The 26,976-nt window shown below is 29.2% G+C and carries 29 protein-coding genes; 23 read left to right on the plus strand and 6 right to left on the minus strand.

All coding sequences use genetic code 11. The features are described from left to right. Position 1 precedes the first annotated feature (1 nt). From IR152_RS04900 to IR152_RS19940, 3 genes are all read right to left on the minus strand, one after another. Positions 2-790: an N-acetylmuramoyl-L-alanine amidase gene (locus IR152_RS04900; RefSeq protein WP_255624440.1), complete on the minus strand. Its 789-nt coding sequence runs from the start codon at positions 788-790 to the stop codon at positions 2-4. Between the two features lie 138 nt (positions 791-928). Beyond that, positions 929-1,366, minus strand: coding sequence for a deoxycytidylate deaminase (locus IR152_RS04905; protein ID WP_227450683.1), 438 nt, complete (start codon positions 1,364-1,366; stop codon positions 929-931). A gap of 235 nt (positions 1,367-1,601) precedes the next feature. After that, the gene (locus IR152_RS19940) at positions 1,602-1,736 is read right to left on the minus strand and encodes a hypothetical protein (RefSeq protein ID WP_009889851.1); all 135 of its coding nucleotides are present in this window, start codon (positions 1,734-1,736) and stop codon (positions 1,602-1,604) included. 608 nt (positions 1,737-2,344) lie between these two features. Between IR152_RS19940 and IR152_RS04910 the strand changes: the two genes are divergently transcribed. Then, positions 2,345-2,881, plus strand: a complete 537-nt coding sequence (locus IR152_RS04910) for a signal peptidase II (RefSeq protein ID WP_227450684.1) — start codon at positions 2,345-2,347, stop codon at positions 2,879-2,881. A 279-nt stretch (positions 2,882-3,160) separates the two neighbouring features. Here IR152_RS04910 and IR152_RS04915 read toward each other — a convergent pair whose 3' ends face one another. Together IR152_RS04915 and IR152_RS04920 are read right to left on the minus strand one after the other, a co-directional pair. Beyond that, positions 3,161-3,961 carry an ABC transporter permease gene (locus IR152_RS04915; RefSeq protein WP_227450685.1) on the minus strand — a complete coding sequence of 267 codons (801 nt, stop codon included), beginning with the start codon at positions 3,959-3,961 and terminating at the stop codon, positions 3,161-3,163. 194 nt (positions 3,962-4,155) lie between these two features. Further along, positions 4,156-5,754 (minus strand): recombinase family protein, encoded by a 1,599-nt coding sequence (locus IR152_RS04920; protein WP_227450686.1) that lies wholly within the window; start codon positions 5,752-5,754, stop codon positions 4,156-4,158. Between the two features lie 324 nt (positions 5,755-6,078). On the opposite strand from IR152_RS04920, the gene IR152_RS04925 reads away from it, so the two are divergent. The 20 genes from IR152_RS04925 (at position 6,079) to IR152_RS05020 (ending at position 22,510) form a co-directional block, all read left to right on the plus strand. Then, the gene (locus IR152_RS04925) at positions 6,079-6,255 is read left to right on the plus strand and encodes a hypothetical protein (protein ID WP_227450687.1); all 177 of its coding nucleotides are present in this window, start codon (positions 6,079-6,081) and stop codon (positions 6,253-6,255) included. A 158-nt stretch (positions 6,256-6,413) separates the two neighbouring features. Then, positions 6,414-7,544 carry a 1-propanol dehydrogenase PduQ gene (locus IR152_RS04930; protein WP_227450688.1) on the plus strand — a complete coding sequence of 377 codons (1,131 nt, stop codon included), beginning with the start codon at positions 6,414-6,416 and terminating at the stop codon, positions 7,542-7,544. 240 nt (positions 7,545-7,784) lie between these two features. Next, positions 7,785-8,135, plus strand: coding sequence for an ethanolamine utilization microcompartment protein EutS (gene eutS, locus IR152_RS04935; protein ID WP_003423973.1), 351 nt, complete (start codon positions 7,785-7,787; stop codon positions 8,133-8,135). A 6-nt stretch (positions 8,136-8,141) separates the two neighbouring features. Further along, positions 8,142-8,591: a EutP/PduV family microcompartment system protein gene (locus IR152_RS04940; RefSeq protein WP_227450689.1), complete on the plus strand. Its 450-nt coding sequence runs from the start codon at positions 8,142-8,144 to the stop codon at positions 8,589-8,591. 100 nt (positions 8,592-8,691) lie between these two features. Beyond that, positions 8,692-9,267, plus strand: coding sequence for an ANTAR domain-containing response regulator (locus tag IR152_RS04945; RefSeq protein WP_227450690.1), 576 nt, complete (start codon positions 8,692-8,694; stop codon positions 9,265-9,267). After that, entirely contained in the window at positions 9,260-10,669 is a 1,410-nt protein-coding gene (locus IR152_RS04950; protein WP_227450691.1) for a histidine kinase N-terminal domain-containing protein, read from the plus strand. Before IR152_RS04945 ends, IR152_RS04950 begins: the two co-directional genes overlap by 8 nt. A gap of 183 nt (positions 10,670-10,852) precedes the next feature. Further along, positions 10,853-12,286: an ethanolamine ammonia-lyase reactivating factor EutA gene (gene eutA, locus IR152_RS04955; RefSeq protein ID WP_227450692.1), complete on the plus strand. Its 1,434-nt coding sequence runs from the start codon at positions 10,853-10,855 to the stop codon at positions 12,284-12,286. A gap of 17 nt (positions 12,287-12,303) precedes the next feature. Further along, on the plus strand, positions 12,304-13,668 hold the full coding sequence (locus IR152_RS04960; protein ID WP_227450693.1) for an ethanolamine ammonia-lyase subunit EutB: 1,365 nt from the start codon (positions 12,304-12,306) through the stop codon (positions 13,666-13,668). Between the two features lie 12 nt (positions 13,669-13,680). Continuing rightward, on the plus strand, positions 13,681-14,562 hold the full coding sequence (gene eutC / locus IR152_RS04965; protein WP_227450695.1) for an ethanolamine ammonia-lyase subunit EutC: 882 nt from the start codon (positions 13,681-13,683) through the stop codon (positions 14,560-14,562). A gap of 19 nt (positions 14,563-14,581) precedes the next feature. Then, positions 14,582-15,235 carry an ethanolamine utilization microcompartment protein EutL gene (eutL, locus tag IR152_RS04970; RefSeq protein WP_003423987.1) on the plus strand — a complete coding sequence of 218 codons (654 nt, stop codon included), beginning with the start codon at positions 14,582-14,584 and terminating at the stop codon, positions 15,233-15,235. Between the two features lie 9 nt (positions 15,236-15,244). Beyond that, the gene (locus IR152_RS20215) at positions 15,245-15,952 is read left to right on the plus strand and encodes a BMC domain-containing protein (protein WP_285894786.1); all 708 of its coding nucleotides are present in this window, start codon (positions 15,245-15,247) and stop codon (positions 15,950-15,952) included. 2 nt (positions 15,953-15,954) lie between these two features. Continuing rightward, entirely contained in the window at positions 15,955-17,424 is a 1,470-nt protein-coding gene (locus IR152_RS04980) for an acetaldehyde dehydrogenase (acetylating) (protein ID WP_227450696.1), read from the plus strand. 94 nt (positions 17,425-17,518) lie between these two features. Further along, positions 17,519-17,806, plus strand: a complete 288-nt coding sequence (gene eutM, locus IR152_RS04985) for an ethanolamine utilization microcompartment protein EutM (protein WP_003423991.1) — start codon at positions 17,519-17,521, stop codon at positions 17,804-17,806. 126 nt (positions 17,807-17,932) lie between these two features. Then, positions 17,933-18,694, plus strand: a complete 762-nt coding sequence (locus tag IR152_RS04990) for a cobalamin adenosyltransferase (RefSeq protein WP_227450697.1) — start codon at positions 17,933-17,935, stop codon at positions 18,692-18,694. A 12-nt stretch (positions 18,695-18,706) separates the two neighbouring features. After that, positions 18,707-19,336, plus strand: coding sequence for an ethanolamine utilization phosphate acetyltransferase EutD (gene eutD, locus IR152_RS04995; RefSeq protein WP_227450698.1), 630 nt, complete (start codon positions 18,707-18,709; stop codon positions 19,334-19,336). A 41-nt stretch (positions 19,337-19,377) separates the two neighbouring features. Continuing rightward, a complete protein-coding gene (locus IR152_RS05000) occupies positions 19,378-20,103 on the plus strand; it encodes a TIGR02536 family ethanolamine utilization protein (protein ID WP_227450699.1) in 726 nt (241 codons plus the stop codon). 12 nt (positions 20,104-20,115) lie between these two features. Beyond that, positions 20,116-20,388 carry a EutN/CcmL family microcompartment protein gene (locus IR152_RS05005; protein ID WP_003428697.1) on the plus strand — a complete coding sequence of 91 codons (273 nt, stop codon included), beginning with the start codon at positions 20,116-20,118 and terminating at the stop codon, positions 20,386-20,388. Continuing rightward, positions 20,381-20,932 carry a BMC domain-containing protein gene (locus IR152_RS05010; RefSeq protein ID WP_227450700.1) on the plus strand — a complete coding sequence of 184 codons (552 nt, stop codon included), beginning with the start codon at positions 20,381-20,383 and terminating at the stop codon, positions 20,930-20,932. The genes IR152_RS05005 and IR152_RS05010 overlap by 8 nt, the downstream gene beginning before the upstream one ends. A gap of 11 nt (positions 20,933-20,943) precedes the next feature. Continuing rightward, on the plus strand, positions 20,944-22,035 hold the full coding sequence (eutH, locus tag IR152_RS05015) for an ethanolamine utilization protein EutH (protein WP_227450701.1): 1,092 nt from the start codon (positions 20,944-20,946) through the stop codon (positions 22,033-22,035). A gap of 1 nt (position 22,036) precedes the next feature. Next, entirely contained in the window at positions 22,037-22,510 is a 474-nt protein-coding gene (locus IR152_RS05020) for a cupin domain-containing protein (protein ID WP_227450702.1), read from the plus strand. Positions 22,511-22,704: 194 nt separating this feature from the next. Here the strand turns inward: IR152_RS05020 and IR152_RS05025 are convergent, their stop codons facing one another. Next, a complete protein-coding gene (locus IR152_RS05025) occupies positions 22,705-23,754 on the minus strand; it encodes an AraC family transcriptional regulator (protein WP_227450703.1) in 1,050 nt (349 codons plus the stop codon). Between the two features lie 171 nt (positions 23,755-23,925). Between IR152_RS05025 and IR152_RS05030 the strand changes: the two genes are divergently transcribed. Beyond that, positions 23,926-25,284 (plus strand): MFS transporter, encoded by a 1,359-nt coding sequence (locus IR152_RS05030; RefSeq protein WP_227450704.1) that lies wholly within the window; start codon positions 23,926-23,928, stop codon positions 25,282-25,284. Positions 25,285-25,310: 26 nt separating this feature from the next. Then, positions 25,311-26,879 (plus strand): sugar hydrolase, encoded by a 1,569-nt coding sequence (locus IR152_RS05035; RefSeq protein WP_227450705.1) that lies wholly within the window; start codon positions 25,311-25,313, stop codon positions 26,877-26,879. The last annotated feature ends 97 nt before the right edge of the window (positions 26,880-26,976 follow it).

Genomic DNA, 26,976 nt, shown 5'->3' on the forward strand with positions numbered 1-26,976 from the left:
TTTATAATTTATCTATTTGTTTTAATGCTAATTTAACAGTTTCATATCTATCAGCACCATTTATTACGACATCACCTTTTACAAGTTTATTAGCTTCTCCACCTACAACATAAACCTTTTTACCTAAACCTTGCTTATAGCTAGATGCTTCAACTATTAAAGAATCCTTTAATTGCCAGTGTAAAATTTGAGCAGTCACTTTGTCAACATCGCCTGCATAAACGATTACATTTTCGTACATTTTATTTCCACCTCCTCCTTGAGAATTTGATATAGATTTGTTTAATATACCTTCTGCTATCAATTTAGCAACTTTATCTTTATTGTTAACATAATAATCTGTATCGGCTTTACTATCTACAAAACATACTTCTATTAATATTGCTGGAGCAATGGTATGATTAAGCCAATAAAGACTTCTAACATCAGATTTTGCACCCCTATTTTTGAATACTGTAGCTAACTTAGTATTCACTCTTTCTGCATATGTTTTTTCACTATTAGTTTTATATATTGTTTCTGTACCTACTGGAGTTGAAGTTGTGACATTTGAATTAAAATGAATTTGAACAGCTAAATCAGTTTCTTGTTTATTTGCTATAGCACACTGGTCTGCTAAATGATTATTTGATTCATCAACTCTTCCTGTATAAACAGTAGCTCCACCTATTTTAAGCCATTTAACAATTAAGTCATTCAGTATTCTTGTTTCTTTGCTTTCGTTTATATACCCAACAGCTCCTGTACCTTTTCCAATTAAAGTGTGTCCTGGTATTATCACTACTTTCAAATTAATATCTCCTTTACAATTAAATTTAACTTCTATTTAATATATGCATAGTTCAGAATTTTGTTTCTTTTTATATCTTATACTTTTATTATAATCAATTTTGTAAAGTTATGGAATATTAAGTAAGAAATATTAAATTTATAATTTTGTGTATAGGACATTACTTGATTTCAACAATTTTATAGCATATTCATCAATTCTATATCCAATTCTATAATATATATGTTTAATTCCAGATTGAATTATAGCCTTAGTACAATTTAAACAAGGAAAATGAGTTACATAAATAGAGCAATCTTTAACTGAAATACCTTCTTTTGCACAATAATAAAGGGCATTTTGTTCAGCATGAATGGTTCTAATACAATGTCCTTCTCTCATTTCATGACCAACTTCACTACAATGCTTATCTCCAGAAATGCTACCGTTATATCCAGTAGACACGATTCTGTTTTCAGAGTTGACAATTATAGCTCCTACATAAGCTCTATCACAAGTACCTCTTTCAGCTACTGTTTCACACAATCTCATAAAATATTCTTGCCATGAGCATCTGCTTTCAAGTTTTTTATCCAAATCATATACCTCCAAAATTTATATCTAATATATAAGATTTATACCTTAAAAATAACATTAAAAACAAATTTATATGACAAATAAAGTTTATTAATATTAAATTTATTTCGAATTATTTTACTTTAAATTAAAGTTCTAAGGAAGTTAAAATTTATATATATATTTCGTCATAATATAAAATGTTACAATATAAAAAACTGTCTCAATAAAATAGAGACAGTTTTATAGTCAAAGTTTATAATACAAGTTCATATTTTTCTTTAAATTCTTTTACAGCTTCAGGCCATGCCTTTTGTTCTGTAATACCTTTTTCTTTAGCTATTTTAATTGCAATTTCTCTTATCATTGCAGCGCCCTCTAATATTCCCATTTTTAATCTCCCTTCAAATATCTTTTTGTATAGAATATAAATAGTGCTAAGATTTATTACATGCTGCATATACAGTATTTATACAACACATAACTTATAAATTCCTTTTATTTTCATACGTCTTTAACCGACATATAATTATATTCAATAAGTTTTAAAATTATGAACTTAATTATAATTTTTTTTATTTTTTTAGAATCTAAACACTAAAAATTGTAGGTAAATTTGTCTTATGCCTTTACAAATATTTCTACAGTTTTAATTATTAGACGTATCTCTTTTTATTATAAAAATAGTATAGAAATCAAGATTATCTCGATAAATACAGAGTTTTAAGGGATTTAGGAGAAAAAAATTTTAAGAATTTACAATGATATTATAGCAAATGAAAGAATCTTATTTGTTGGAGCATGGTTTGTTAAGAGCCTGTTTCGGAAGAAATTCCATAAGATATTCTTGATAAATTATGTGGAAATAAGTATTATCTGCAAAATTAGAAAAGAAATGACTTTATAATTTATCCATGTTATAATTATTGATGAGAAATCAATAAATCGGAATGACTTTTGGAATTTAACAACACTAAGTAAGGAAAAAGTGAATGATTTTTGCAAGGAGGTGTTAATATCAGACAAGTAAAGTCTTTTATTTTTCCAGTCATATGCTTAATATTCTTAGACCAAATTAGCAAATCTCTTATAGGATTATTCTTAATGGACTCTGAATTTGATATAATTGGAAAATTTTTAAGATTTAATCCTGTTCAAAATACAAATCTCTCTTATGGTGGAAATTTTATTGGGATTCTATCTAATTTATGGGTACTGATATTGTTTAACATTTTGGTTATCCTCATTATTGTATCTGGATATGCTTTTTACAAATCAAAAAATAAACAAACGAGCTATTCAGTAAAAGTAATTATATCTTGTGGGCTTGCTGGGGCAATATGTAGCTTGATAGATAAAGTATTTTGGGGAGGAAGTTTAGACTTTTTGCAGATACCAAGCTTTTTTATTTTTGATTTAAAGGACTGCTATCTTACTGTTGCAGAAATAATATTTGTTATCATAGGAATTTTGCATAATAGAGAAATATCAATGAAAGAATATATATATTTTTGCTATCGTCAGTTTAGAAGATAAATTCCAGTTTCAAGGTAAACTATTTAATTACAGCAAATGGCTGGCTCGCTTCAGCTGTTGATTATCTAACAAGAGAAGCTCAAAATATCGAATATGAAACACAGTTAATTTTGATTAAAAAATTGGCTGTTTTTTCTTTTGTAGAAATTTAAGCATAGGTATAAATAAATGACTACATTTAAGTATTATGTTATAATTGGATGCAACAAAAAGCCAGCAAAGCCCACAAAATAGAGCTATGCTGGCAACATGATGAAATATTCTAAATAAAATTTTTATTTATCTGGAATTGTATATTTTTTCTATAATATTAACTACAGCGTACATTGCCCAAGCACAGATAGCTAATACAAATACTCCCATCATTACTAAATCTAACTTAAATACTTGAGAGCCATATACTATCAAGTAACCTATTCCATATCTTGAAACTAAAAATTCTCCAACGATTACACCTACCCATGCCATACCAATATTAATCTTAGTTAAATTTATTAAATTTCCTGTATTTGCAGGTAATATGAGTTTAAATAATATCTGAGACTTACTAGCTCCAAAACTCTTTAACATCTTAATTTTTTCTTCATCTATATTCATAAAATAATTATAAGCTGAAAGTATAGTAACAACAACAGAAATAGTTACTGCTGTTACGACGATTCCTTCTATTCCAGCACCTACCCAAACTATAATTATAGGAGCTAAAGCAGTCTTAGGAAGAGCATTTAAAACTACCAAAAATGGGTCCAATATTTTTGATAATTTTTCTGACCACCAAAGAGCAATTGCTACCAAAATACCTAAAACAGTCCCTATAACAAGACCAAGAATAGTTTCATATACAGATATTCCAATATGTTTAAATAATTGACCACTAGATGCATATTGAATAAATAAATTGTAAATATCACTTGGTTTGCTAAATAGAAATGTATTTATAACATTTAAGTCAGCTAAAAGCTCCCATACTACAATAAAACCGATTAGAATTAATAGCTGGTAGAATAATACATTTCTTTTTTCTCTTTTTATATCTTTAACATAGTTTATATATCCTTCAGATCTTTTATTAAGCCTCATGTGTATCTAGCTCCTTCCATAATATGTCGAAATACTTTTGAAAATCAGGAACTTTACGTGTTTTGAGAGGCGTTTTTGTTCCATCCATGTTAAGTTCAATATTATAAATACTTTTTATGGTAGCTGGTCTTTTAGATAGTATTGCAACCTTATCTGATATGCTTATTGCTTCTACTATATCTAAAAAAGTGCAACTAATTGCTTAACGAAACAGAATTATCCATTTCAGCACCCATATAAACAATATTAAGATTTCCCAAACTACTATCCCAAACAATAGAATTAATAATAGTAGATAATAACAATCTCTTATCATCTAAACTGGCGTTATCAACTTCGTCATTAAATCTCTTTAAATTACTAACGATAATATCAATATTAATACTTCCACTATTAATATTGACGTTACTAGATTCCAAAGTATTAATCTTGTCCTTTAAAATACTAATCTCACTATTTAAGCTCTCAATTTGAGAAACTATATAATCAGAAGCACTGCTACTGGTATTTTTTGCAAGTTTTATAACTAAATTTTTAATAAACTTTTCTTTATCTAAAATTTGATTTTTAAGTAAATTAGTTTCAGATTTTAAAATATTAAAAACATTATCAGTTTTAATGTTATTACTATTAAATGAACTTATGATAGACTCCTCTTTACAATTTTTAATTTTATCTATAACTAAACTTTCAACTAATGGACCATTAAGGTTTTTGCAGTTACAACTATCAGCACCAAGTGTTTTTTTAGTGCCACAAATATAATAATATTTTAAATCTTTATCAGTTTTTTTACCTTTATAGGTAATTCTCATATTAGAACCACACTTACCACATTTTATAAGACCAGATAAAAGAGCAGTTTTTCCAGTTGCTATTCTTGGTGTCTTATCACGATTTTTATCTAGCTGATTTTGTACTTCAAGCCATATTTCGGGTTCTATAACTCCATGGTGTTTTGCAATTGCTGCTATTGAGTCAGACGTATTTTTAGCATATGTAAGGATTCCACATTTTCTATCTGGAGTGCCTACAACGTCCATACCATTATTTCTAAGATACTCTAAAATTTTATCATTAGCTTTTACGTATGCTGGATTTCTAAGTATTCTAGATAAAGAACTAGGGTCAAATTTACCACCACGAGAACCTCTTATTCCATTATGATAGACATATTTATATAACTTGGATAATGACCTAAGTTCTAAGTATTTATTGTATATTAGCTTTACAACCTCCATTTGTTCATTATTTACTTGAAGTTTATACATACTTCTTTCTTTTAAATTTTCATCTAAGAATGTGATTTTTTCACTGTTAAATCCATGAGGTGTATTGCCCCCAAGCCATCTACCACTACGAGCTAGTTCATACATATTATCTTTTATACGTTCTGCTATTGTCTCTCTTTCTAGTTGAGCAAATACACTTGATATAAACATCATAGCTCTTCCCATTGGAGTTGAAGTATCAAATTGCTCTTTGATAGATATAAATGATATGTTTAGTTCATTTAATTTTTCTATTAAAGTCGAGAAGTCAGATACATTTCTCGATATTCTATCTAATCTATAGCAAATTAAATAATTGAATTTCTTATCTTTAGCATCCTGCATCATTTTTTTAAATTGTGGTCTATCTATATTACTGCCACTAAAACCCTCATCTTCATATATCAAAAAATCTTTTATACCAATAGACTTTGTATAATCCATACATAATTGTATTTGATTTTCTATAGATTCACCTTTTCCAGTAAATCTTGATTTTCTTGAATAAATTGCAGCTTTCAAAATTAAAACCTCCTATAAATTAGGATATATATTTGAAATTATTTATATACAGCCTTTCAAGTAAACTTATTAGAATGAATTTATTAATTAGGCAAATTTATATAATTCTACTTTTTATAATATATGACTATTTATTTTATTTCTTTACTATTCAAGTTTTAAATCAATAATAAATTTTGATACTTAATTGTATCAGGACAAATCTCTAATTTCATAGATTAATATAAAATCGTAGTTTACTATGAAAAAGTTAAAATTTAAATATTTTAAGTGATGATTCTTTGAAACTAATAGTTATAACAAAAATTTGTAGGGGGCTTGCATATGGAAATCAATGTTATAGAGATTTTTCCTAAAGATGAAGCTAAACTTAATGAAATAGAAATGGCTAAAGCTAGTTGGTTTGTAAATATAATAGGTAAAAAATATCCTAAAGAAGTTTTAGACAAAGCATTTAGTACTTTAGAAAAAGAATTAAATATAAGTAAAGCTGATACATAAGCTTTGATTATTGATTTTATATACTATTGACTTGACATTATATTAATCAAATAGTATATTTTTAAATATAGCACAATGAAGTGTTAAAAGAGCAATGGAGCTCCATAGATAAAGTCTATGGAGCTTTTTTGTATATTTAACTTAAGGAGGATAGAAATTTGAATAACTTTGAGATTAAAACAAGAATAAAATTTGGAGAAGGTTCACTGAAAGCTTTACAAGAATTAAAAAACAAAAACGTATTAATAATAACGGACCCATTTATGGTTAAATCAAAAACAATAGATAAAATAACATCTAACTTAGTAAATTCAACGTATCAAGTTTTTGAAGAAATAGTACCAGACCCGCCAATAGAAATAGTAGTAGCGGGAATAGAAGCATTTAAATCTATAAATCCAGATGTAATAATAGCTTTAGGTGGTGGTTCTGCAATAGATGCAGCAAAATCTATAATGGATTTTTCTAAAAAAATATTAAAAACTAACGAAGTAGAATTTATAGCAATACCAACAACAAGTGGAACAGGTTCAGAAGTAACATCATTTGCCGTAATAACGGACAGTCAAAAGAAATGTAAGTATCCATTAGTAAGTGATGATTTACTTCCAGACATGGCAATACTAGACCCAGAACTTGTAAAAACTGTACCAAACTTCATAACAGCAGATACAGGTATGGATGTATTAACACATGCCATAGAAGCTTATGTATCTACAAATTCTAATGACTTCTCAGATGCACTAGCTGAAAAAGCCATAAAGTTAGTATTTAAATACTTAATAAAAGCATATAAAGATGGAAATGATATAGAAGCTCGAGAAAAAATGCACAATGCATCTTGTTTAGCAGGTATGGCATTTAACCAAGCATCACTTGGTATAAATCATTCTATTGCACATGTACTAGGAGGAAAATTCCATATACCACATGGAAGAACAAACTCTATATTACTTCCTCATGTAATAGAATATAATTCATCAATAGTAGGATATACTAATACAACTTACTCAGATACAGCTAAAAAATATGCACAAATAGCAGAATTAGTAGGACTTGGGAATGGTAATATAAGAATAGCTGTTAGAAATTTAGTAAATGAAATAAAGAAACTACAAAAAGAAATGAATATGCCAACCAAATTGACACAGTGCAAATTAAGTTTAGAAGATGTAACTAACGAGGAAAGAGAAATAGCAAAACTTGCTATAAAAGATTCTTGTACATTAACTAATCCTAAAATTCCAACTGAGGATGATATAATAAACATATTAAATAATATTAAATAACTATATTTTATTACATGTAAACATAATATTATACAAGTAGGGAAAATGTTTTTAAAAATATAAATTATATATTGACAAATATAAAACATAAAACTATAATGAAAGTATCACAAAGGCGTGATACTTTAGTAGAAAGCAATGGAGCTTCTTAGGAATATTAATATTATTCTTATGAAGCTTCTTTTATTTTAAGCAAATAACTTTTTAGTAAACTATATTTAAAGAAAGCAGGGAATAAATTTGACTGAAGAATCTAAGCAAAGAGTTATTCAAGAATATGTTCCTGGAAAGCAGGTTACATTAGCACATATAATAGCTAACCCTAATGAAGATATATATAAGAAGTTAGGATTAGTACTTGATAAAAAAGATGCAATAGGAATACTTACAATAACACCAAGTGAAGCATCAATAATAGCAGCAGACGTTGCCACAAAAGCTTCAAATGTATCTTTAGGTTTTATAGACAGATTTAGTGGTTCTGTAGTAATATCAGGTGATGTAAGTTCTGTAGAATCAGCGTTAAACGATGTTTTAGAAGTCTTAGGAAATATGTTAAACTTTTCATCTACAAAAATAACAAGGACATGATGTACAATGAAGAATATAATATTTATGGGAAAGACAGGTAGTGGCAAAACTACTTTATGTCAAAAACTAGACCAGTTAGAATTGAAATATAAAAAAACTCAGTCAGTAGAACTTTATAATAATGCAATAGACACTCCTGGTGAGTATATGGAAAATAGAAGCCTATACAATGCCTTAATAACAACATCAGCAGATGCTAAAATTATAGCAATAGTGTATGATGCTACACAAGAAGAAAATTATATAGCACCAGGTTTTGCAAGTATGTTTTGTAAAGATGTAATAGGGATTATAACTAAAATAAATAAAGCTACTGAAAACGAGGTAAATATAGCTTATGAAAGACTATCACTAGCAGGAGCAAGCCAAATCTTTAAAATAGACACAGTTGATGATATAGGACTTGAAAAATTATTTAAATATCTAGAAAAATCTAAAAATATAGAGGAAATTTAAGGGGAAATATTTTTTTACTCAAAAATATGATAAAAATATGATAAAATAAAAGATATATAAACTATTCTAAGAAGATTTAATCTTTAAGTGAGGTAGGAACATGGGGAAAAAAATACTATTGGTTGATGATGAACCACTGTTAAGGATGGATACAAAAGATATACTAGAAAGTTATGGCTATGAAATAATAGGAGAAGCAAGTGATGGGTTTGAAGCTGTTGAAATGTGTAAAATGCACAAACCTGATTTAGTTATAATGGATATAGAAATGCCAATATTTGATGGGATAAAGGCAGGCAAAATAATCTGTAAAGAAAATCTAGCGGGTGGAGTACTTTTATTAACTTCATTTGAAGATAAAGAATACGTAGAAAAGGCCAAAAGCATAGGTGCTTATGGATACTTAGTAAAGACAGCAAGTGAAAAATCACTTATACCAACTATAGAAATGTGTTTAAATAAGGTGAATGAATTTGAAAAAATGAAAAAGGATTTAGAAAAGGTAAATTCTAAATTGAATGAAAGAAAATTGGTAGAAAGAGCAAAAGGTATACTTATAAGAGAGTTTAAAATTTCTGAGGATGAAGCATACACTAGAATAAGAAAATTAAGTATGGATAAAAGAACTACAATGATGGAAATTGCCAAAATGATTATAATAGGATACGATGACTAATACGATAAAAAAAATAGCAACTACACAAACATACTTAAATAATAATGAAATTGAAAAAATTATAGAAGTATCAAAATCCTTAGATTTAATGGCTTCCTTTTATGAGGCTGATGTTTTTATAGATGTACTAAGTAAAATTGATGATGAAGCAATTGTTGTGGCACATAGTAGACCTAAAGAGAAGTCAGTGTACTGTGAAAATGTTATAGGCAAAAAGGCTCTACTTGAAAATGAACCAGGAGTTATAAAGTGCTTAAAAACAGGAGAAAGAGTAAGAGATATAAAAGCTTTAACACAAGAATATAAACTGGTTAAACAAAATATTCAGCCAATAACATTGGATGACAAAGTTTTAGCAGTATTAATAGTTGAAAAAGATATAAGTAGTGAAGTTAAAAATGAGTTTAACACTAGTGAAGATGAAGAAAATAAGAATTTGCATCAGTTTATAAAACTAATAGGAAATAATGATTTTTTAGTTGATAATTTAAATTCAGCTATACTCATATTTGATAAAAATGGAAAATTAAAAATTAAAAATCGTATTGCAACTGAGATATATAAAAATCTTGGATTTGAATGTGATATACAAGATATGCATTATAACGACTTGTATATAGAGACTAAATTATTTGAAGATATATTAATGGATGAAAATTATGATGAGACAAATGAAGTTTCAATAGGTAATATGTTTTTCAAAATAAAAACCATGTACATCAAAGATGATGAATTTAAGGTTTGTAAAATAGTACAAGATATAAGTGATTTAAAGAGAAAAGAAGAAGAACTAGTTTTGAAAACAGTAGCTATAAGGGAAGCTCATCATAGGGTAAAAAATAATCTTCATACAGTAATATCTATAATAAAAAAACAAAGTAGATTATCTCAAAACGACGAGGTTAAACAGTGTTTAGATAATATAATAAACAGAGTATTTGCAATACTTTCGACTCATTATTTATTATCTAAGGAAGTGGATAATAATATATCTATACGAGAAGGTATCAATTTATTAGTGTCAAATATTCAAGGCGGGTATTTATTTAGTAAGGATATAGATATACGTATAACAGGTGAAGATTTTAAAATTAGTGGAGAAAAAGCAACAGCAATACTTTTGGTTATAAATGAAATACTACAAAATTGTTATGACCATGCCTTTACTGATAGGGAATATGGTAGTATACAAATATTAATAAACAAAGATAATGATTCGAGAAACATTGCCATTATAGATGATGGAATTGGATTTGATAATAATAATATAAATAAAAATAGTTTAGGGACATATATAATAGATAGTTATATAACACAAATGTTAAAGGGAAGTATAAATAGAAAAAGTAGTAAAAATGGTACAGAAGTATTAATTACTATACCTACACAAATTAATATTTAAATAATAACTCATCTACAAAGTAGTAGTTTTAATTGAGCAAAGAGGCTTAAGGTTATTAATAGATTAAGTTAGTTGAATGTATTTATAAAAATTATAAGTATATATTCAATTTAACAGATATTTATTATAACTTTGAGCCTCTTTGCTTGTTTAAGACATACTTAAATTTTAGGAGGTGAGAAAATGAGAGAAGAGTTATTAAGTGTTGGTATTGACATTGGAACAAGTACTACTCAGTTGATTTTTTCTAAATTAATAGTAGAAAATACTGAATCAAATTTTTCGGTACCTAGAATAAGTATAGTAGACAAAGAAATTATTTATAAAAGTAAAGTTTATTTCACTCCTCTTATTTCAAATAATGAAATAAACGGTCAACAGATAAAAGATATAGTTGAAAATGAATATAAAAAAGCAAATATATCTAAAGTGGACATACATACAGGAGCAGTAATAATAACTGGTGAAACAGCTAGAAAAGAAAATGCAAATGATGTACTTCATACTTTAAGTGGATTTGCTGGAGACTTTGTTGTTGCAACAGCAGGACCTGATTTAGAAAGTATAATATCAGGAAAAGGAGCTGGAGCTCATATCTATTCAAAAGAACATTCAACTACAATTGTAAATATAGACATAGGTGGGGGAACTAGTAATATAGCTTCATTTAAAAGGGGAGAAGTAACTGATACTGGGTGTTTGGATATAGGTGGAAGGCTTATAAAGATAGATAAAATAAGTAAAAAAATAACTTATATATCACCTAAAATAGATAAAATCATAAAAGATAATAATTTAAATCTTCAGGTAGGTACAGTAGCTACAGTAGAAAATACAAAACCAATAGTTGACATAATGGTTGATTTATTAATGGAAAGCATAGGATTAAAAAAACAGACACCTTTGTTTGATTTTATAATAACCAATAAGTCAATAAGTGTAGATGAAAATATTAAAAATGTTTCATTCTCTGGTGGAGTAGCTGATTATATTTACTACGATGGAGAAATAAATGATTATTTTGAATATGGTGACTTGGGAATTTTACTGGGGCAAGCAATAAAAAATTGCGAATACCTTAAAAAAGTAAATGTAGTTAAATCTATGGAAACAATAAGAGCCACAGTAGTTGGAGCAGGTTCTCATACTACTGAAGTAAGTGGAAGTACAATAACTTATACTAGCGAAAAGTTTCCACTTAAAAATTTGCCAGTTTTAAAATTGTCAATTGATGAAGAAACAGGTACTTCAAAACAAATCAGTGAAGCTATAAAAAACAAACTTAACTGGTTTAAACTAGAAAATGATTTACAGAAAGTTGCTATAGCTATGATAGGAAAGAAAAATCCAACCTTTTTAGATATACAAGAGTATGCTAAAGGTTTTGTAGATGGAATGCAACAAATCCTAGAAAATGATTTGCCTTTTATAGTAATCGTTGAAAATGATATGGCAAAAGTATTAGGTCAAGCTATATATGCATTATTAAATTATAAAAAAGAGATTGTTTGTATAGACAGTGTCAAGGTTGAAAATGGAGACTATATAGACATTGGAAAACCTATAGTTGAAGGTAAAGTTTTACCTGTGGTAATAAAAACATTAGTTTTTAATTAATAGAAGGAGGTAAGTAAATGATTTTAAAGACAAAATTATTTGGACGTACTTATCAGTTTAAAGGCTTATATGATGTAATGGCTAAAGCTAATGAAGAAAAATCAGGAGATAAATTAGCAGGTCTTGCAGCAGAATCAGCTGAAGAAAGAATAGCAGCAAAAGTTGTTTTATCACACATAAAGTTAGAGGATATAAGAAATAATCCTGCAGTAGCATATGAGGAAGATGAAGTAACAAGAATAATACAAGATGCTGTAAATGAAAAAGTTTATGAAGAGATAAAAAATTGGACAGTATCTGAACTTAGAGAGTGGATATTAGATTCAAATACTACAAGTCTTGATATAAGAAGAATATCAAGAGGATTAACTTCTGAAATGATAGCAGCAGTTGCAAAATTAATGTCAAATATGGACTTAGTTTATGCAGCTAAAAAGATAAAGGTTACTGCTCATTGTAATACAACTATAGGAGAACAAGGAACATTATCAGCAAGACTTCAGCCTAATCATCCAACGGATGACCCAGATGGAATACTTGCATCGCTTCTTGAAGGTTTAACTTTTGGTATAGGAGATGCAGTACTTGGATTAAACCCAGTTGATGACTCTGTTGAAAGTGTTACTAAAGTATTAAAGAGATTTGAAGAAGTAAAACAAAAATATCAAATACCAACTCAAACATGTGTATTAGCACACGTTACTACACAAATGGAAGCAATAAGAAATGGTGCTCCTGCAGATTTAATCTTCCAATCTATAGCAGGTTCTGAAAAAGGAAATGAAGCATTTGGATTTAATGGCAATACCCTAGAAGAAGCTAGAAAGCTAGCTTTAAAACATGGTACAGCTACGGGTCCTAATGTTATGTATTTTGAAACTGGACAAGGTTCAGAATTATCTTCAGAAGCACATCATGGAATAGACCAGGTTACTATGGAAGCTAGATGTTATGGATTTGCTAAAAAGTATGAACCATTCTTAGTGAATACAGTTGTTGGATTTATAGGACCTGAGTACTTATATGATGCTAGAGAAGTTGTAAGAGCAGGGCTTGAAGACCATTTTATGGGTAAATTACATGGATTACCAATGGGTGTTGATGTTTGTTACACTAACCATATGAAGGCTGACCAAAATGATATGGAAAACTTAGCTATACTATTAACAACAGCAGGATGTACGTATTTTATGGGAATACCTCATGGAGATGATGTTATGCTTAACTATCAAACAACAGGATACCATGAAACAGCATCACTTAGAGAAATGTTTGGACTAACAGCAATAAAAGAATTTGATGCTTGGATGGAAAAGATGGGATTCTCTAAAGGTGGTAAGTTGACAGAGTTAGCGGGAGACGCATCTGTATTATTAGGATAGGAGGTATTTAGTATGAATGAGAAGGATTTAAAAGCATTAGTAGAACAGTTAGTTGGACAAATGGTTGGAGAATTAGATACTAATGTTGTATCTGAAACTGTTAAAAAGGCAACTGAAATTGTAGTAGACAACAATGCTTGTATAGATGATATAACAGAAGTTGATATAAGAAAGCAATTACTAGTAAAAAATCCTAAGGATGCAGAAGCTTATTTAGATATGAAAGCAAAGACACCTGCAAGATTAGGTATAGGAAGAACTGGTACTAGATATAAAACAGAAACAGTTTTAAGATTTAGAGCAGACCATGCTGCTGCACAAGACGCTGTATTCTCTTATGTAGATGAAGAATTTATAAAAGAAAATAATATGTTTGCAGTAGAAACTTTATGTAAAGATAAAGATGAATATTTAACAAGACCAGATTTGGGAAGAAAATTTTCTCCAGAAACTATAAATAATATAAAATCTAAATTTGATACAAATCAAAAGGTTTTAATATTAGTGGGAGATGGACTTAGTTCAGCTGCGATAGAAGCAAATTTAAAAGACTGTGTGCCAGCTATAAAACAAGGTCTAAAAATGTATGGTATAGACTCAAGTGAAATTTTATTTGTTAAACATTGTAGAGTTGGTGCTATGGACCACTTAGGTGAAGAACTAGGTTGTGAAGTTATATGTATGTTGGTTGGAGAAAGACCAGGATTAGTTACTGCTGAATCAATGTCAGCATATATAGCATACAAGCCATACATAGGAATGGCAGAGGCAAAGAGAACAGTTATATCAAATATTCACAAAGGTGGAACAACTGCAGTTGAAGCAGGTGCTCATATAGCTGAACTTATAAAAACTATGTTAGATAAAAAAGCTTCAGGAATAGACCTTAAATAAAGTCGAGGGAGTGTAGAATATGAAAAACGATGTAATTCGTCCTAATATACTAGGAATTAAAATAATTTCGAATATAAGTCCAGAAATGGCACAAAAACTAGAACTAAAATCACATCATAAAAGTTTAGGTTTAATAACTGCAGATTGTGATGATGTTACGTACACAGCTCTTGATGAAGCAACTAAAGCTTCAGAAGTTGATGTTGTGTATGCAAAATCAATGTATGCAGGTGCTGCAAATGCTTCAACAAAACTTGCTGGTGAAGTTTTAGGAATAATAGCAGGTCCAAGTCCAGCTGAAGTAAGAAGTGGTCTAAATGCAGTAGTTGATTTTCTAGAATATGGAGCAACTTTTATAAGTGCAAATGATGATGATTCAATAGCATATTATGCTCACTGTGTATCAAGAACAGGTACATACCTTTCAGAGGTAGCAGGAATAAGAGAAGGTGAGGCGTTAGCTTATTTAGTTGCACCACCACTTGAAGCAATGTATGCTCTAGATGCAGCAATGAAGGCTGCTGACGTTAAGATGTGTGAATTATTTGCACCTCCAACTGAAACAAACTTTGGTGGAGCATTACTTACAGGTTCTCAATCGGCTTGTAAAGCAGCATGTGATGCATTTGCAGAAGCAGTAAAATCAGTTGCAGACAATCCAACAGGATTTTAGGATAGTTAGATGGATGCTATAGGCTTAATAGAAGTAATAGGATATGTTGCTGCAATAGAAGCTTCTGATGCTTGTTTGAAATCTGCAAATGTTAATATTGTAAGAATTGATAAGGTTGGAGCGGGTATTGTTACTTTAACAATATGTGGAGACGTTGGTGCTGTAAAATCTGCTCTAGAAGCAGGTGAAATTGCAGCTTCTCGAGTTGGTACATTAAGAACATCACATATTATACCAAGAATCCATAATGAAGTAACAGATGCTTTATTTAAAAATAAAGAACCTAAAGTCTGTGAAGTTTCAGAAGATAAAGAGAAAAACTTTGAAATTACATTAGAAATAACTGATAATGTATCGAAAAGTTTATTGGAAAAAAATAATGTAATTTTAGATGTCACTGGGAATAGTGAAAATAATGATGAAAAACTATATAGTGATGTAAATAAAATTAACAAAGAAATTGAAATAGTTGATAATAGTTTAACTGAAATTAATGAAGAAAAAATAGAAAATACTAATGATAATAAAGAAGTATTAGAACAAGTTAAAATAGAAAATTCTGATTTTGATAGAGATGATTTATCAAAGAACAGCGTGAAAAAACTTAAAGCTATGGCTAAGAAATTAGACTCTTCAATAACTTATAAAGATTTAAATGTTCTTAAAAAAGAAGAATTGATAAACTTAGTTAAAAATCTTAGCAGAGGGGATAGATAGTTATGACACTTTTAGATAAAGATTTAGTATCTATACAAGAAGTCAGAACTCTTGTAAAAAGAGCTAAAGTGGCTCAAGAAAAACTTTCTAAAATGAGCCAAGAGCAAATAGATAAAATAGTGAAGTCTGTTGCAGATGCAGCATTTAACAATGCTACTAAATTAGCTAAAATGGCAAATGAAGAAACTGGATTTGGAAAATGGGAAGATAAAGTAATTAAAAATACTTTTGCATCTATGGGAGTTTATGAAACTTTAAAGAACACAAAAACTATTGGAATAATTAGGGAAGATAAAGAAGCAAATACAATAGATATAGCTACACCAGTTGGAGTTGTAGCAGGTCTTATACCTTCAACAAACCCTACATCAACAGTAATATACAAAACTATAATATCTTTAAAAGCAGGTAATACTATAGTTTTCTCTCCACATCCAAATGCAAAAAAATGCATACTTGAAACAGTTAATATAATAAGTGAAGCAGCTATAAAGGCTGGAGCTCCAGAGGATTCAATATTATGTATAACTAATCCAAGTATCGTTGGAACGAATGAATTAATGAAACATAAAGATACAAACTTAATATTAGCAACTGGAGGAGAAGCAATGGTTAGAGCTGCTTACTCTTCGGGAACACCGGCTATAGGAGTTGGACCTGGAAATGGACCAGCGTTTATAGATAAATCTGCAAATGTTAAGTTGGCAGTTAAAAGAATTATAGATTCTAAAACTTTTGATAATGGTGTTATATGTGCATCAGAACAATCTATAGTAATAGAAAAATCTATGGAAGAAACTGTTTTAAAAGAACTTAAAAATCAAGGTGCATATGTTTTAAATGAAGAGGAAAGCGAAAGATTAGCAAAATTCATATTAAGAGCTAATGGTACTATGAATCCACAAATAGTTGGAAAGAGTGTTGAGGTAATAGCAAATTTAGCAGATTTAACAAATGTGCCTAAAAATACAAAGGTCTTAGTTGCAAGAGAAAATAAAGTTGGTCATAATGTAGCCTATTCAAGAGAAAAACTCACACCAATACTAGCGTTCTATGTTGAAGAAAATGTAGAGGCTATTATGAATAGATGTAGAGAAATATTGTTAAATGAGGGTGCAGGTCATACCTTCTCAATGCATGCAAATGATGAAGAGTTGGTAAAGAGATTTGCTCTTAACATGCCAGTATCAAGAATACTTGTGAATACTCCTTCAGCACTTGGAGGAATAGGTGCATCAACAAACCTTGTCCCAGCATTAACACTTGGTTGTGGTGCAATAGGTGGAAGTTCAACTTCAAACAATGTAGGTCCACTTGATTTAATAAATGTTAAAAGAATAGCTTATGGAGTCAAAGAAATAGAAGAACTTGGAAGAGATAAATCTCAAGTTGAAAAATCAATGTTTGACTCAATGGATAAAGAAGAATTGATAAATCTTCTAGTTCAAAGATTAGTCAAAGAACTAGCATAACTAAAATAAACAATGAAACTTATAGCTATAGCTATAAATTTCTAAAATATAAACTATATAAAACTATAAAATTAAATTTTTGGAGGATAAGATTATGGCAAGTGCAAACGCATTAGGAATGATAGAAACTAAAGGATTAGTAGGAGCAATAGAAGCAGCAGATGCAATGGTTAAAGCTGCAAATGTACAATTAGTAGGAAAAGAACAAGTAGGTGGAGGATTAGTTACTGTAATGGTAAGAGGAGATGTTGGAGCTGTTAAAGCTGCTACAGATGCAGGAGCTGCAGCTGCTGAGAGAGTTGGAGAACTAATATCAGTTCATGTTATACCAAGACCACATTTTGAAGTAGATGCTATATTACCAAAAGTATCAGCTGAGTAATATAAAAGTAATTTTAAAATTTAAATTTTGATTAAAAAAGAGGCTATCTCAAAAATGAGTCTTACTAATAAACTCAATGTATTTTGAGGTAGTCTTTTTTATACATCTAATAGGAGATGTGATAAAATGGGTGTTTTAACAGAAAATGAAGTAAAAAGAAAACTTGGAAAAAACAAAGATAATATAACTGAATTCTATATAGAAAAAGGTCAAATAATAACTCCTTCTGCAAAATCTTATTTAGCTGAGAGAAGTATTGAACTTAAATATGTTGATAAACTTTCAGATATAAATAATGAACCTAAGGAAGTTATAAAAGAAGTAGTTAAAGAGAAAACATATAGATATACTACTGTGTTTGGTGCTAAACTAGATGAAAAACCAGAACATATGACTCAATTAAATGGAAATCTTTTAGTCTTTAAAGACCATAAAAGAATAATACTAAGAGGTAAAATCGACTCTCTTGAATCAGAAATACTAAAAGCACAGATTCTTTGTCAAAAACTAGGTATGCCAAAGCTTGTTAAGGAATTACAAGAAGTATTAGACTTTGTAAGAAATATAATGAGATGTGAAGTTTTGGAAGAGAAACTAGAAGACTTTAAACTTTTAGGGTTAACTCCACAAGAACTTAGAGAACAATCTCACTATCCTAAAAAATATTTTGGCATAGGACACGAATTCCCAAGTTATGAAATGGGGGAAGTAGTAGTAGCTATAAACAGTATAAGAAGTAATACACGAGAGGTTGAACTTGCAGCTTATGAAGCATTTAAAGGTGAGTATGGAAATGTTCACAGAGAAGATTTAATAAAGGCACTTAATAGATTATCATCAGTATTTTGGATAATGATATATAAAGTTAGAACTAATAAGTATAAGTAGTTGGAGGACACAATGGAGAGTCTATTAAATGAAATAGTAGAAGAAGTAATAAATAGAGTTAAAAAAGAAGCATTCATAGAAGTTGAAGCATCAGGAAGACACGTTCATTTAAGTAGAGAAGATGTAGATAAACTATTTGGAGAAGGATATACTCTTACAAAATTAAAAGACTTATCTCAACCAGGTCAATATGCTTGTAAGGAAAGAGTTACAATAACTGGTCCTAAAGGAAGTATAAAAAATGTAGTTGTACTTGGACCATGTAGAAATGAAACTCAGGTAGAAATATCTTTAACAGATGGTTCAACTCTTGGATTAAAAGCTCTTATAAAACAAAGCGGAGACTTAGAAGGTACTTTAAGTATTAAAATATCAACACAACATGGTGAAGTTGAACTTGACAAGGGGTTAATGGTTGCTAAAAGACATATACATATGACTCCTAGTGATGCTGAAAAATTCAATGTATGTGATAAAGAAATAGTTGAAGCTAAAGTTATGGGTCAGAGACCTTTAACATTTGATGATGTAGTAATAAGAGTTAGTGACAGCTTTAAAACTTACATGCATATAGATTATGATGAGGCCAATGCATGTGGTTATTCTAAGGGAACTGTTGCTAAAATAATAAAGAAAGCATAAATTTAACCTACTATATAGATTACCTCTAGGGAGGATTTAATATGAATTATGATAACCTTGTAGATTTAATAATGGAAGAAATCTATAAAAAAATAAACAGTAATGAACTAAAAGTATCTAATAAACCTAAGGCTGTGATTGTATTTGAACAAGACAACAATAAATTTAACTTATTAAAAGATGAATTTGAAATAGTAGAATTTGATAAAAGTATAAAAGAATGTGAAATAGTGATAGTTTCAAGACTTTGTATGAGAGGATTATCAAATATAGCACTTGGAAATTCAACAAGTGAGGAAGAAAGATTTATACTAAAAATGATTATGAAGGGCAAAAAGGTATATGTCCTAGATGAAGGAATTGAATATAAAAAATATAAGGATACTGCACCAAAAGCGCTATATAAGAAATTTATGTCATTTGAAGATGAAATGTGTAAATTTGGTATAGAAATTATAAAAGACTTAAATACTATAACTAAAAATAAGTTAAGTATAAAAAATGAAGTATCAAGTGCTATAGTTTCTAAAATAGAAAATACAAAAGCTTTAAATAAAGATACTGTAAATTTAACCAGTGTAGAAAGTATGAAAATAGATAATGAATTTAGTTTAGATTTAAGAAATAAAAAACTTATATCAGAAGCTGACTTAAGAAAACCAACTATAAATGGGGTCAAAAACATACTAGTTAATAAAAAAAGTATAATAACACCATTAGCTGTAGATTTTATGAGAATACACCATCTCAAACTAAAGAGAGTGTAAGGAGGTAATTTTATGGATATAGGAAAAGTTGTAGGTAATGTTTGGGCCACAAGAAAAGATGAAAAATTATGTGGTCAAAAACTTTTAGTTGTAAAAATTTTAAAAACTAAAGACACATACAAGGAAGGCTTCATGGTTGCAGCCGATAATGCAGGAGCAGGAAATGGAGACTTAGTTCTTATATCCAAAGGTTCCTCAGCTAGAGAATCGATTGAAAAAGCTCATGTTCCAGTAGATGCAACTATAGTTGGAGTAGTCGATTCATTTGAGGTGTTTGATGAATAAAAGTATAGGAGCTATAGAGTTTAAAAGTATTGCTAAAGGTATAGAAGTATCTAACGAAATGGTAAAGAAATCTTCAGTTGATGTATTGTACTTAAAAAGTATTTGTCCGGGTAAATTTTTAATAATAGTAGGTGGAGAAACTTCTTATGTAAATGAATGTGTAGACTATGGAATAAAACTTGGAGAAGGATATATTGTAGATAACTTTGTAATAAATGCAATTTCTAAAGAAATATTAGATGGATTTAAAAATAAGTACCAAGAGTTAGATAATATAGTCTCTATAGGCGTTGTCGAAAGTAGTAAAGTATGCGCTGGAATAAAAATGCTTGATAAGACTTTAAAATCAGGAGACTTAGTATTAGTAAAACTTCAATTATCTTTTGCTATAGGAGGAAAATTAGTATATATAGTAGCAGGGGATTTAAGTAGTTTAGAATATGCATTAAAAGAAAGTGAAAATGTAGTAAGAGAAAAGGAAGTAATATATAAGACTGTAATATCATCAGTAGACAGTCAAATAGTAAAAAGTCTTATAAAATAATGGGGGTAATTATGAGTATAAACGAAATTATAATCTATGTAATGGTAGTCTTCATGGTATTTGGAGCTATAGATAAATGTATAGGTAACAAATTTGGTCTTGGAGAACAATTTGAAGAAGGTATAATGGCAATGGGTTCACTTGCAGTTGCAATGGTTGGTGTTATATGCCTAGCTCCAGTGCTTGCTAATGTATTAAGACCAGTTGTAGTACCAGTGTTTAATATTCTTGGAGCTGACCCAGCTATGTTTGCTGGAAGTTTATTAGCTAATGATATGGGTGGTGCACCACTGGCACTTGAACTTGCCAAAGACCCTAATGCTGGGTTATTTGGTGGATTAATAGTAGGTGCTATGATGGGACCTACAATAGTATTTATAATACCAGTTGCACTTGGAATAATCGAAAAAGAAGACCAAAAATTCTTAGCAACAGGAATCCTTGCAGGGATAATAACAATACCTATTGGAGCATTCGTTGGTGGATTAGTTGCAGGATTTGAAGTAATGATGGTTCTTAGAAATTTAATACCAATAATAATATTTGCAGTAGTTATAGCACTTGGATTATTGAAATTTGAAAATGCTATGATAAAAGGATTCACATATTTTGGAAAAGGTGTAGTAATAGTTATAACTTTAGGACTTGCTGCAGCAATAGTTGAAGCTTTAACAGGAATAGTTGTAATACCTGGAATGAAACCAATAGGTGAAGGTATAAAAATAGTTGGAGATATAGCAATAGTCTTAGCAGGAGCATTCCCATTAGTATTTGTTATAACAAAGGTATTTAATAAACCATTAATGGCTTTAGGAAAAGTTCTTGGAATGAATGACGTATCAGCAGCAGGGCTTGTTGCAAGTTTAGCTAACTGTATACCAATGTTTGGTATGATGAAAGACATGGACAATAGAGGAAAGATAATAAACGTAGCATTTTCTGTATCAGCAGCATTCGTATTTGGAGATCACTTAGGATTTACAGCAGGATTTAATGCTAATATGATAACACCAATGATAGTTGCTAAATTAGTTGGTGGTATAACAGCAGTATTATTAGCTATGGTTATCGCAAATAAGACACTAAAAAAGGAGAATGCATAAGATGGATATAGCAAATATAGATAAAAATTTAATTGAAACATTAGTAAGACAAATAATAGAAGAAAAAATAAATGGAACTAAAGATACTGTAGACTTTGTTAGAAATAAAGATGTTAGTGGAATCACTTCTATAAAATTACCAACTGTAAAGGTTAGTGAGTCTGATAGATTAGATACAGGAAACCCAAGTGATGTAGTTTACACAAAAGATTTATTTACATTAGAGGAAAGCCCAAGATTAGGCTGTGGTATGATGGAAATGAAAGAAACAACTTTTGACTGGACTCTAAACTATGATGAAATAGATTATGTAATAGATGGAACTTTAGATATAATAATAGATGGAAGAAAGGTTTCTGCTTCTTCAGGTGAGTTAATATTTATACCAAAAGGAAGCAAGATACAATTTTCTGTACCTGATTATGCTAGATTTATATATGTAACATATCCAGCAGATTGGGCATCTCAAAATTAACAAGAAACTAAATTAAGTTAATAATAATCAAATAAATAATTTAAAACACAAACTATCAATAATTAGGGGTGTCTCAAACTGAGCTTTTTAGTTCATGAGGCACTCTTTTTGTATGAAATCAAATATATTTTCATAATTTCAACAATAAGAAGCTTATCTCTATTTAAGACAACCCTTTTTAATTATGAAGAGTGTTAGACTTTAGGCGTGCTTTTTCTATATTTACTAGGAGACATATTATATTTTTTATTAAACAATCTAATAAAATGCTCTACATTTGGATAGCCGACATTGTTGCTAATATCAGCAATAGGAATATTTGTGTTAATTAACAAACTTTCAGCTCTTTCAAGTCTAATTCTTTGTAATAATTGAGTAAAATTACAACCGGCAATCTCTTTAATAATCTTAGAACAATAAGGTATAGAAAAGTGAAATTCATTAGCAAGTTCTTCTAGAGTTATATCAACATAATTATCTTGAATATAAGTAAGAATATTTGTATGTTTTAAATTATCTTTCTTCGTCATATTAGGAACTTCTATACTATCTTCATAGTCTCTAAGTAACTTTGCAAAAAACACCATTATTAAATGATTAAGTATACTATTGTAATACCTATCTTGTTTATTATATTCTGAAAACATCTCTAAAATAGATACTTCTATTGATTTATCATCATTTGTATGAAAAAGGATATAGTCATTTTGCTTGTCCTTATAAATACTATTTAAAAAGAAGGAGGAAAGTAAATTGTTGTTTCTTAAAAAATCAAAGAAAGCATCTTCAAAAGTACTTCTACGTATTAATACATTGATAATAATACTATCATCAAATACTCCTACAGAATGTTTTACTCCAGGTGAAACTATACAAATATCTCCTTCTTTCATATGTATGCTATGATGACTAATTACCTGGTGACACTTACCTGATAAAACATAAATCATTTCAAAGAATATATGCTCATGCATAAATTGAGGTGTGTAGCGATTATGTTTTATAAGTATAACATTATCCTTGCTATTACACTTAAAATAAGTTTCATCTCTCATAAGTTGGGGAATCTTTTCATTATAAATATGTGGAATAATTAGATTATTCTTAATTATGTAATCTTCATTTAAGTTATCAATAAATAGCTTTAGGGATTCTGGATTTTGCTTTGCAAAATAATAATTTTTATAAAATAACTCAGATTCATTGTAAATATAAAGACTTTGAAATAATTTAGTCAAACTCATAAAATCTCCTTCACCTCTATGATTGTTAAGTATAAAATAAAAATATCATAAATATAAAAATAAATCAATTAAATTGGTTAAAAACGACAATAGTACAAACGTTTTCTAAAGGATATAATGATGTTAAGTCATTAGAAATAATAAAAACGACAAAATAAGGGGGATAACAAAATGACTACTTTAGAAGTTGTTAATGAAAAGAATGGACCAGGAATTTGGCGTCAAAGAATAGGCTATGGGGTATCCGACTTAGCTTGCAATTTAATTTGGCAAATGATATCGTTATATCTTCTATATTTTTACACAGATGTTATGGGATTAAGTGCAGTAGCAATAAGTTTTATGTTTGTTGTCACAAGGGTAATTGATGGAGTTACAGATTTATTGGTTGGTTACTGTATAGATAAAACAAATACTCGTTGGGGTAAATCAAGACCGTATTTCTTATTTGGTGCAGTGCCATTTGCATTGTTTGCAGTACTAGCATTTAGTGTTCCAGACATATCGTTAAATGGAAAATTAATTTATGCTTATGTTACATATATTGGATTATCTTTAACTTATACTATAGTAAACATTCCAATGGCTTCAATATTACCAAGTTTAACAGATGACACTAACGAGAGAACAGCATTATCAACATCAAGAAAATTCTTTGGATTCTTAGGTTCAACAATAGTAAGTTATAGTGCTTTAACTTTGGTAGCAAAGTTTGGGGGTACTGATGAAGCTCTAGGGTTTAGATTAGTTATGATGCTATTTGCATTTATAGGATGTGCAATATTCTTATTTACTTTCTCAAATGTAAGAGAACGTGTTGAAATAAAGTCTGAAAATGTAACCTTATCCCAAACTATAAAATCATTAAAAGAAAATAAACCTTGGAAATTATTTGCTTTAAATATATTATTCATGTGGACTGGATTCTTTATTCAATCTAGTGCATTAATATATTACTTCTCATACAATGTTGGAAGCAAAACTTTGGCAACAACAGTAGCTACAATTATGTCAATGGTACCAATACTTGCAAACTTCTTAGTACCAATTTTAGCTAAAAGATTAGGAAAACGTAATCTATACATAACTTCAGCAGCAGTACAATTTATAGGTCTAGGAATAATACTAATAGCTAATTTAAATACAAGTTTGATTATAGCAGGCTCTATAGTTTCTGCTTTTGGTTATGGAATAAAAGAAAGTATATATTTCTCAATGCAAGCTGACCCTGTTGATTATGGAATTTGGAAAACAGGGGTAAATACAACTGGAACATTAAACTCAGTAAATGGATTTTTAGGAAAATGTGCACAAGCTATATCAGGCGGGTTAGGTGGAGCGCTTCTAGCTTGGGGTGGATACATAGCTAAGGCAGAAGTTCAACCAGCTAGTGCATTAGTAGCAATTAAAGTAATGTATGTTTATATTCCAATGGTTCTTTTAATATGCTCAATGATAACTATGAAATTTTATGACTTAGATAAGCAATATCCTAAAATAAAAGCAGATTTAGATGCGAGAAATAAATAATAATAGCGTAGTTAAGGAGAAAAAATATGTCCAGTATTACAAATAGTATAAAAGACTTTAAAATGGAGATTAATCAAGATTTCATAGATAAAGCAGAAAGACTAAAACCAAACCTTGTAGAAAAGTTAGTTAAACCTAAGCAAATTGTTAATATTAAAATGGGTAAAAATGATTGGGAAGTTGTAGATACAAAGTCAATAAATGAACTATCTAATATAAGTTTAGGCAAGGGTGAGAGCATTTGTATTGACTTTGGGAATCACCAAGTGGGATATGTAAGCTTTAAAATAAAGCCAATAGGTAGCCCACCAGATGCACCTGCTCATTTAAGAATTAAGTTAGGAGAAACATTATGTGAAATAGGAGAGGATAGTTCAACTTACAAAGGAAGTATAAGTGGTAGCTGGATTCAAGAAGAGACTATGCATATAGATATTTTACCTTATAAAATTAATATGAAAAGAAGATATGCATTTAGATATTTGGAAATAAAGGTATTAGATACATCTCCTAAATATAAAGTAATAGTAGAAGATGTGTATTGTAATTTTGTATCATCAGTGGATATGTCAAAGATAAATTATTTATCAAATATTGATGATGACTTAATTCAAATAGATAAAATAGCTTTGAAAACTATGCAAGATTGTATGCAAACTGTTTTTGAAGATGGTCCAAAACGTGATAGACGCCTTTGGATAGGAGATTTAAGACTACAAGCTATAACAAATTATGAAACTTTTAAAAATAATGATTTAGTAAAAAGATGTTTATATCTTTTCGCAGGGTTAACTCAAAATAGAGGTCAAGTAGGAGCATGTTTATTTATAGAACCTAAATTATTAGTGGATGATACTGCTTTATTTGACTATTCATTATTCTTTATATCATGTTTATATGACTATTATGAGGCAACTAAGGATATGGAAGTTTTAAAAGAATTATGGAAAGTTGCATACATTCAAGTTCAGTTAGCTTTAGAAAGAGTTGGAATTAATGGTGTGGTTTATGATAGTAATGATTGGTGGTGTTTCTTAGATTGGAAAGAGGGATTAAACAAACAGGCAGGGGCACAAGGAGTATTAATATATACTTTAAAACAAGCTCATAAGTTAGCTGTAATATTAGGCGATAGTGAAAAAAAAGAAGAGCTTGAGTATGAAATAGATAGAGTGGTTCAAGGTGCTAAAAATCATTTATGGGATGAAAAACAAGGATTCTTTGTAAGTGGCAGTGAAAAGCAAGTTTCTTGGATATCTCAAATATGGTGTGTTCTTGCTGATGTATTTGATAAAGAAACAAATACAAAGATATTAGATAATTTATTAAATAATCCACCTGATGTGGATATAGTTACTCCGTATGCATATCATCATCTAGTTGAATGTTTAATATTAAATAATAGAAAAGAAAAAGCTCTTGAATGTATAAAAGGTTATTGGGGTGAAATGGTTAAGGATGGAGCTGATTGTTTCTGGGAGTTATATAATCCAAACGATAAGTTTGTATCTCCTTATGGTTCAAGGATAATAAACAGTTATTGTCATGCCTGGAGTTGTACACCTTCTTATTTTATAAGAAAATATTTTGTATAGATTACAGAATAAATAAGAAACTTTTCCAATAGCTTCCTTTATTGATTGAAATAAAAGTTAATATGGTATAATATCTAAAAAGAGAATCTTATCAATT

This window comes from Clostridioides sp. ES-S-0108-01 (genome assembly GCF_020662285.1).
In the GTDB taxonomy this organism is placed as follows: Bacteria; Bacillota; Clostridia; order Peptostreptococcales; family Peptostreptococcaceae; genus Clostridioides.

Bases quoted from the DNA above. Each gene is read 5' to 3' on its own strand.
- IR152_RS20215 (WP_285894786.1), top strand. From the start codon at position 15,245: ATGGATGCTATAGGCTTAATAGAAGTAATAGGATATGTTGCTGCAATA.
- IR152_RS04925 (WP_227450687.1), top strand. From the start codon at position 6,079: ATGGAAATCAATGTTATAGAGATTTTTCCTAAAGATGAAGCTAAACTT.
- IR152_RS04980 (WP_227450696.1), top strand. From the start codon at position 15,955: ATGACACTTTTAGATAAAGATTTAGTATCTATACAAGAAGTCAGAACT.
- IR152_RS04940 (WP_227450689.1), top strand. From the start codon at position 8,142: ATGAAGAATATAATATTTATGGGAAAGACAGGTAGTGGCAAAACTACT.
- IR152_RS05000 (WP_227450699.1), top strand. From the start codon at position 19,378: ATGAATTATGATAACCTTGTAGATTTAATAATGGAAGAAATCTATAAA.
- IR152_RS05035 (WP_227450705.1), top strand. From the start codon at position 25,311: ATGTCCAGTATTACAAATAGTATAAAAGACTTTAAAATGGAGATTAAT.
- eutD (WP_227450698.1), top strand. From the start codon at position 18,707: ATGGAGAGTCTATTAAATGAAATAGTAGAAGAAGTAATAAATAGAGTT.
- eutL (WP_003423987.1), top strand. From the start codon at position 14,582: ATGAAAAACGATGTAATTCGTCCTAATATACTAGGAATTAAAATAATT.
- IR152_RS05025 (WP_227450703.1), bottom strand. From the start codon at position 23,754: ATGAGTTTGACTAAATTATTTCAAAGTCTTTATATTTACAATGAATCT.
- eutC (WP_227450695.1), top strand. From the start codon at position 13,681: ATGAATGAGAAGGATTTAAAAGCATTAGTAGAACAGTTAGTTGGACAA.
- IR152_RS04945 (WP_227450690.1), top strand. From the start codon at position 8,692: ATGGGGAAAAAAATACTATTGGTTGATGATGAACCACTGTTAAGGATG.
- IR152_RS05005 (WP_003428697.1), top strand. From the start codon at position 20,116: ATGGATATAGGAAAAGTTGTAGGTAATGTTTGGGCCACAAGAAAAGAT.
- eutM (WP_003423991.1), top strand. From the start codon at position 17,519: ATGGCAAGTGCAAACGCATTAGGAATGATAGAAACTAAAGGATTAGTA.
- IR152_RS04960 (WP_227450693.1), top strand. From the start codon at position 12,304: ATGATTTTAAAGACAAAATTATTTGGACGTACTTATCAGTTTAAAGGC.
- IR152_RS05010 (WP_227450700.1), top strand. From the start codon at position 20,381: ATGAATAAAAGTATAGGAGCTATAGAGTTTAAAAGTATTGCTAAAGGT.
- IR152_RS04915 (WP_227450685.1), bottom strand. From the start codon at position 3,961: ATGAGGCTTAATAAAAGATCTGAAGGATATATAAACTATGTTAAAGAT.
- IR152_RS05030 (WP_227450704.1), top strand. From the start codon at position 23,926: ATGACTACTTTAGAAGTTGTTAATGAAAAGAATGGACCAGGAATTTGG.
- IR152_RS19940 (WP_009889851.1), bottom strand. From the start codon at position 1,736: ATGGGAATATTAGAGGGCGCTGCAATGATAAGAGAAATTGCAATTAAA.
- IR152_RS04950 (WP_227450691.1), top strand. From the start codon at position 9,260: ATGACTAATACGATAAAAAAAATAGCAACTACACAAACATACTTAAAT.
- eutH (WP_227450701.1), top strand. From the start codon at position 20,944: ATGAGTATAAACGAAATTATAATCTATGTAATGGTAGTCTTCATGGTA.
- eutA (WP_227450692.1), top strand. From the start codon at position 10,853: ATGAGAGAAGAGTTATTAAGTGTTGGTATTGACATTGGAACAAGTACT.
- IR152_RS04990 (WP_227450697.1), top strand. From the start codon at position 17,933: ATGGGTGTTTTAACAGAAAATGAAGTAAAAAGAAAACTTGGAAAAAAC.
- IR152_RS05020 (WP_227450702.1), top strand. From the start codon at position 22,037: ATGGATATAGCAAATATAGATAAAAATTTAATTGAAACATTAGTAAGA.